The 4,031-nt window shown below is 46.9% G+C and carries 3 protein-coding genes; all 3 read right to left on the bottom strand.

Annotated features, from left to right (window positions below; genetic code table 11):
• Window positions 1-102: 102 nt before the first annotated feature.
• Complete coding sequence (locus PHU49_15370) at window positions 103-684, bottom strand: TetR/AcrR family transcriptional regulator (protein MDD5245387.1); 582 nt, start codon at window positions 682-684, stop codon at window positions 103-105.
• Between the two features lie 64 nt (window positions 685-748).
• The gene (feoB, locus tag PHU49_15365) at window positions 749-2,995 is read right to left on the bottom strand and encodes a ferrous iron transport protein B (GenBank protein ID MDD5245386.1); all 2,247 of its coding nucleotides are present in this window, start codon (window positions 2,993-2,995) and stop codon (window positions 749-751) included.
• 390 nt (window positions 2,996-3,385) lie between these two features.
• On the bottom strand, window positions 3,386-3,958 hold the full coding sequence (locus tag PHU49_15360) for a flavodoxin family protein (protein ID MDD5245385.1): 573 nt from the start codon (window positions 3,956-3,958) through the stop codon (window positions 3,386-3,388).
• Window positions 3,959-4,031: the final 73 nt, after the last annotated feature.

The raw sequence follows: 4,031 nt of genomic DNA, 5'->3' as shown, positions 1-4,031 counted from the left end.
GTATACTCCAACGCTAAAACCTGTGAACATACCAACACAATTACAAAACATGAAAATACGAATGTTTTCATGTCAGCCCCCGTTTGTGGTTCTGTGCTGCCATCATTGCGCTTCCCTTTTTAAAAACCCATGGAGCATAAACCGGACACATTCATCGGGTTGAAAGAGGTTTTCCTGATCAACGACAATGGAGAGCAAAAACCCCCGTATTGTGCTTATCACTACCTTTGTCACCTCTTTTGTATTGCAATCACCGAAATGGCCTGAATCTATACCATTCCTGATGATCATCTCGACCAATCTCCTCTGTTTCCTGAAAAATCTCTTTTTTATATCAATCCCGAAGGCAAAACCCTGTGCCCTGCTTTGAGCCAGAATGAGCTCCCGGTGACGTTTGGTGTATTCAACGCTGATTGTTACATATTCCGTAAGGGCATCAATAGGGTTCTTATTATTTAAGATAGCCTTTTCAAGTTGCCCTGCCAGGTCTTCGAAGCGGTTCTTCAACAATGTGAGGTAAAGTTCCTCTTTGCTCTTAAAATAAAGATAAAGACCGCCAACACTTATCCCTGCATGCCCGGCTATCATTCTCATGCTTGCCCCCCGGTAACCATAATCTGAAAATATTGTGAGGGCTGCATCAAGTATATTTTTTCTGGATTCTATTGCTGAACGTCTGTTCATGTGAATGATTGTTCAATTTATATGAACAGATTCTATTTGTCAATACAGAAATGGCGACCCGGTATTACATGCCTGAACTTTTTGCGAGGTGATATATCAGCATGCCCCCCGTATAAGACAAAATGACCATGAAAATCACGGAAGCAAAAAACCATTTCCAGTTGCCCATCTCCTGTCTCATGACCGTTATGGTGGGAGCACACGGTATGAAGATCATCAAAATAAAGAGAAAGGCAATGGCAGAAGGGTGACTTACCACTGTCGGTAAAACGTTCATTAATCCCCGTTCTCCGACATTATAAAGGACACCGAGTGTGGCAACGGCGTTCTCTTTCGCAACGATGGTCGATAAAAGAGCAACAAGCATCTTCCAGTCCAGCCCGAGGGGAGTTCCTATCGGCTCGAAAAGCCTTCCTACCCACGCAAGGAGACTCTTTTCGATCGCCCCGCCAGGTACGTTCGACATGATCCACAGTATAACGGAGAATATCAGGATCACAGTGCCGGCCTTTTTCACAAAGGTGATCGTTCTGCTCCATACAACAAAGAGAATGGTCTTGAAATCGGGCTTGTGATAGAGCGGCAATTCCATGATGAAAGGTACCAGCTCGTTTTTATAAAAGACCCTGCTGATTATCATACCTGCAAGACCAAGCAGGACAATATTCAATGTAACTAAAAACCACGAAACAACGAGGGCCTTCTCGGCAAAGACTGCCGCGGTAATAAAGGTTAATACTGCCAGCCTCCCTGTGCACGGTATGAAAGGTATCAGGAATATTGTGAGCAATCTGGCCTTTTTCGATTCAACGATACGGGTGCCCATGACAGCCGGCACATTACAGCCAAAACCGAGGCACATCGGCAGAAAACTCTTTCCATGAAGCCCGATAATGTGCATGAAACGGTCCATAACAAAAGCAGCACGCGCCATATACCCGATATTTTCGAGGAATGCCATGGAAAAGAAAAATATAACAAGAAGCGGCGTAAAGGTCAGCACCGACCCGGCGCCTCCAATAACACCATTCACCAGTATCCCGCGGACCCACCATGGTTCGTTTATGAGGCTCGTATCGATCCACCTGCCGAATATACTTGTAATTGTCTCAAAGAATCTTTGTAAAGGAAAACCTATCTTGAATGTTAATAAAAAGATGACTGCCAGTATTCCCAGAAGAACAGGGATACCCATAATGGGACGTGTAAGGATATGGTCTATCCTGTCTGTTATAAGCACCTGTCCCCGTTTAAAACGCGAAATAGCAGCCCTTGTTGTCTCCTCTATCCAGTCGTATCTTCCCCCCACTACAGCCCGGAGCGCATCCTCATGCTTAACGAGCAGCAATTGAACCTCATTCCATACCCCGGGTGGCACAATGCCTTTCACGGCATCGGATACCTCCGGATCGCCTTCCATGAGCTTGGTAGCTATCCAGATATCATTATAAGGTATTGGAACATGTTCTTTGATCATACCGAGCAGTTTAAAAAATATCTCCCTGTGGTCCGGCGACACCTCAGGCATCCTCGGCATATATTCCGATTTACCCTCGGCAAGCTGGATAATCCCGGCAACAAGCTCCCTAATGCCTTGATTCTTTATGGCAACCATCTGCACGACCGGTAAGTGCATCGATTCCTCGAGGGCATTGATGTCAACATACATACCCTGTCCTTCCGCCATATCCATCATATTCACCGCAACAATGACAGGTGATTTTAAAAGAAGCATCTCGGTGAGCAGATATAAACTCCTTTCCAGGGCAGAGGCATTGACGACAAGGACAACGACATCCGGATGTTCATGGATAATAAAATCCCGTGCAACCCTCTCTTCCTCGGAGAATGCGCTGAGACTATAAGTCCCCGGCAGATCGACCATCCTCAGCTCTATGCCGTTGGCGTTATAAAACCCCTCTTTCATCTCGACGGTCTTACCAGGCCAGTTTCCAACGTGCTGTGACAAACCGGTAAGGAGATTAAAAACAGTCGTTTTCCCTACATTGGGCTGACCGGCCAGGGCGATGAGAAAACTCTTTGACGGTTTCTTCTCTCCATCCTTACCCTGGGCCGCGCCTATCTTCTCAACAAGGATCTTGTCGGCCTGCCCTTTGCCAAGAGCAACTCTTGTATCGGATGCAAGAACGATAATCTGTCTCCCGCTGTTTCTCAAAACCCTGATCTTTATCCCGGGTATAATCCCCATCCCTGCGAGCCTGCTGGTCAGCCCCCTTCCGCCGGACAGGAGGTGCACCACGCCTTCCTCATTTTCTTCCAGAGATGTAACGGGGAATAATTCGTTGTCCATTCACAATACCTTTTATAGACTTCAGAATAACTGCCTGACTCTGTTTATACTATGCCCTCTACATAATTGTCAATCCAGGGTAAACCCGGATAATTCATTAGCACTTGTGTCGGGATGTCCTGTAGCAAACCGTCGTGAGGCGAGGAAGCTCGGTCTTTTGCGCAAGCAAAAGTTCCGAAGCGGAAACAGCGAGCGACATAAACCAGCCCACACCGTGGGTGAGAAGGGGTGGCTCCACGGACTTTGTTCGTGGAGGGGGCGACGTAAGCCCCGATAACAGCAAGCCGCTGGAGCGGAATGAGCGTGTTTGTGGGGACATTCCGATACAAGTGCTAAACCTAATGAAAAATCTGGGATAAATAGAGAACAAGGCGGGATTAATTTGTCTTTTCAAGGTGCTACAAGACGCTGTCCGGCACGATAGACATCAAGCAACGCTGTCGGATGGTCAAGGACTGCGCCTTTCCTGTCAACGCCCAGAAAACTCACTGTTTCATGTACGGGAATACTGACGGATCTGAAAAAGGCCTTTGCAGTTGCATCTCCGCACTGTATCCCGATATCTTTCTTCGTGCCGCCGACGAGGATCAACAGTCCCTTTCGACCATTCCGACCTTCCGGTATAGCCTTTTTTAAAAGATATTTTTCACACCAAAGGGCCTGGCATCTGTCGATCATGATCTTTGTCTGTGCAGAAAGACCAGAGAAAAAAATCGGGGAAGCGACCACAATCCTCTCTGCCTCCCTGATAGCGGTATAGATCTCCTTCATATCATCTTCAATAACACAAAGGCCTGTTTGTTCGCAGGCGCCACAGTTCTGGCAGGGCCTGATGTTCATATCATTCAATCTGAACGAAAGGATCGTATTCCCTGACCCCTGGATTGCCCCGAGCGTCTCTCCCAGTAAAATATCTGTGTTGCCATCGACCCTCGGGCTTCCATTAAATGCAACGACCTTCATAGATCCTCCTGAAATCAGCCAGGTATAAGAAGCAAAATTCAGTAAGTTTCGACAGTTTTTGCTTCAGCTATGA

The sequence above is a fragment of the Syntrophorhabdaceae bacterium genome (assembly GCA_028713955.1).
In the GTDB taxonomy this organism is placed as follows: Bacteria; Desulfobacterota; Syntrophorhabdia; order Syntrophorhabdales; family Syntrophorhabdaceae; genus UBA5609.
This window is presented reverse-complemented; position numbering and strand designations above follow the sequence as displayed.